This is a genomic window from Bradyrhizobium sp. sGM-13 (assembly GCF_018398875.1).
Taxonomy (GTDB): Bacteria; Pseudomonadota; Alphaproteobacteria; order Rhizobiales; family Xanthobacteraceae; genus Bradyrhizobium.
This window is the reverse complement of sequence record NZ_JAGWDK010000122.1, coordinates 1-2,248: the sequence shown is the minus strand read 5'-3', so window position 1 is coordinate 2,248 and position 2,248 is coordinate 1. Positions and strand designations below refer to the sequence as shown.

Sequence of the window (2,248 nt, the reverse complement as noted above, 5' to 3'; positions counted from 1 at the left end):
AGGCGCTCTACGCCACCTCGCCGTTCACGCCGCGGTAGCGGCTTCGTTCAATCCTCAATCGACTCAGACTAGACCCATCCCGCTCTAATGGGCGTCGCCCATTACCTGCCTTATGGGCAAAGCCGGTAATGGGGAGCTGGCAATCGCGATCACCGTATTTTCCTGTGTATTGCCGCTCTCGAGCTCTCCATTACAAGTCGCCCGTGCGGCCCCGTTGGGTCGGCCACTGATGGCCGGTCACATACGGAGACGGACATGTTGGAGACGTACTTCTCGGCAGCGAAGATGCTGGGGCATCTGCGCAGTGGGCCGAGCGGGCCTTACCTTGACGGGTTTGCAGCGGCGCTGGAGCAGCAGGGCTATGGCCCCGAGACAGCGGTACGCTATTTGCGAGCGGCGGCTCACATCGGCCATGTCATGGCCGAGCAAGGCGCGGGCCTGACGGACGTTGATCTCGCCGCGTTCGGCGAGCACCTGCGCACTTGCCGGTGTCCACGCGCCAAAGGCGGCCGGCGCAACCACCACACCATCTACGGTGCCAGGCTCTTTCGTCGGCACCTCGTCGAGCTCGGCCTTTGCCGGTCCGCGGCCGTGGGGGCAGCACCCGCCGAGCCGCAGCTGCTGGTCGCGGACTTCAAGACGTGGCTGCGCAAGCATCGCGGCGCATCCGATGCCACCGTCAGGCTCTACGCCCGCGACGCCGCGGGCCTGATGATGGAGCTTCGATCTGACCCGGCCGGCTGGAGGCCGAACGATGTCCGCAGTTACTTCCTGGAGCGGGCGAGCAATAGCGGGAGTGGCACGATCGAGAAGATGACGACGAGCCTGCGGGCTTTCCTGCGGTATCTCGCAGTCGCAGGCCGTTGTCAGGCAGGTCTCGACGGCGCCGTCCGGCCTACGCTCATTGGCAGCTTGCCGACATGCCCCGGTATCTATCGACCGAGCAGGTCGACCGGCTGATCGCTGCCTGTGACGGCGATGCCGGTGCGCGCCGGCGTGATCGTGCGATCGTACTTTTGTTGGTGCGCCTCGGCCTGCGGGCCGGTGACGTGGCGCAACTGCGTCTCACCGATGTCGAGTGGCAAACGGGATCGCTGCGGGTCTACGGCAAGTCGCGCTACGAGGTCCGGCTGCCGCTACCGCAAGACGTCGGGGATGCGATCGCCGCCTACCTCGAATGCCGGCCGTCTACTCGCCGGAACGATGTCTTGTTCCTGCGCACGATCGCGCCGTGCCGGCCATTCCGACGAGGCGACGGCATCTCGTCGGTGGTGAAGCGTATCATGAAGCGGGGCGACATCGTGCCGCCGGTCAAAGGGGCCCACGCTCTGCGGCACACCGCGGAGACCGAGATGCTGCGCCACGGCGTGCCGCTCGACAAGATCGGCCTCGTCCTTCGGCATCGCGGCATCGACACGACGGCCTATTACGCAAAGGCCGACGTCGCGCTGCTGAAGCAGGTTGCTCAGCCCTGGCCGGAGGTGCTCTGATGCTCGACGCCATCGAGACCTATCTCGCGCTCCGCCGCACCACGGGCTTCGCGATGTCGACCGCGGAGTACCAGCTGAAGAGCTTTGCCGCCTTCGCGGCCGAGCGTGGACAAACGTACGTCGAGACAAAAACAGCGATCGACTGGGCCGCGCTCGGACCATCCGTCGCGCAACGCGATGCACGGCTCAGGGCCGTCTGTCGCTTCGTACGCCATGTCCGGGTGGAGGACGTCGGGCACGAGCTGCCGCCGGCAAATCACTTCGGCGCCCGTAAGAAGCGTCGCACGCCGCACATCTACACGACAGACGAGATCAGTCGGCTGGTCGAAGCTGCGCTCCGGCTTCGGCCAATGCGCGGCTTGCGCCCGCACACGCAAGCGACCTTGATCGCGCTGCTCTCATCCACCGGGCTCAGGATCTCCGAAGCCCTGAAGCTGACGATCGCGGACGTGACCCGCGACGGTCTGCTGATCCGCGAGACCAAGTTCCGCAAGACGCGACTGGTGCCGCTGCACGACACGGCGGCCGCCGGCTTGCAGCGATACCTGGCACGTCGCGGGCCCGGCTCAGACGATGATCCGGTGTTCATCGACAAGCGCAATCGGCCGCTACGCTACATTGCCGTCAAGGAGACCTTCGACAGGCTGGTCGACAAGGCTGGCATCAGATCGACGTCGGCTCGCCGTCCTCGCCTGCACGATCTGCGGCATAATTCCGGCAACTGGATTATTCCGGCAACTGACGGACAACGTCGGCAT

At 65.6% G+C, this 2,248-nt stretch carries 3 protein-coding genes; all 3 read left to right on the top strand.

Features of this window, described 5'->3' with window-relative positions:
• Nucleotides 1–255: 255 nt before the first annotated feature.
• Nucleotides 256–960, top strand: coding sequence for a hypothetical protein (locus KJQ96_RS41170; RefSeq protein WP_249727382.1), 705 nt, complete (start codon nt 256–258; stop codon nt 958–960).
• Nucleotides 921–1,490, top strand: coding sequence for a tyrosine-type recombinase/integrase (locus tag KJQ96_RS41165; protein WP_249727384.1), 570 nt, complete (start codon nt 921–923; stop codon nt 1,488–1,490). The genes KJQ96_RS41170 and KJQ96_RS41165 overlap by 40 nt, the downstream gene beginning before the upstream one ends.
• Nucleotides 1,490–2,248: tyrosine-type recombinase/integrase (locus KJQ96_RS38350; RefSeq protein ID WP_213257558.1), on the top strand; the 759-nt coding region annotated here is incomplete at its 3' end. The genes KJQ96_RS41165 and KJQ96_RS38350, both read left to right, overlap by 1 nt.

Coding starts and splice junctions, on each gene's coding strand:
- KJQ96_RS41170 (WP_249727382.1), top strand. CDS start 256: ATGTTGGAGACGTACTTCTCGGCAGCGAAGATGCTGGGGCATCTGCGC.
- KJQ96_RS41165 (WP_249727384.1), top strand. CDS start 921: ATGCCCCGGTATCTATCGACCGAGCAGGTCGACCGGCTGATCGCTGCC.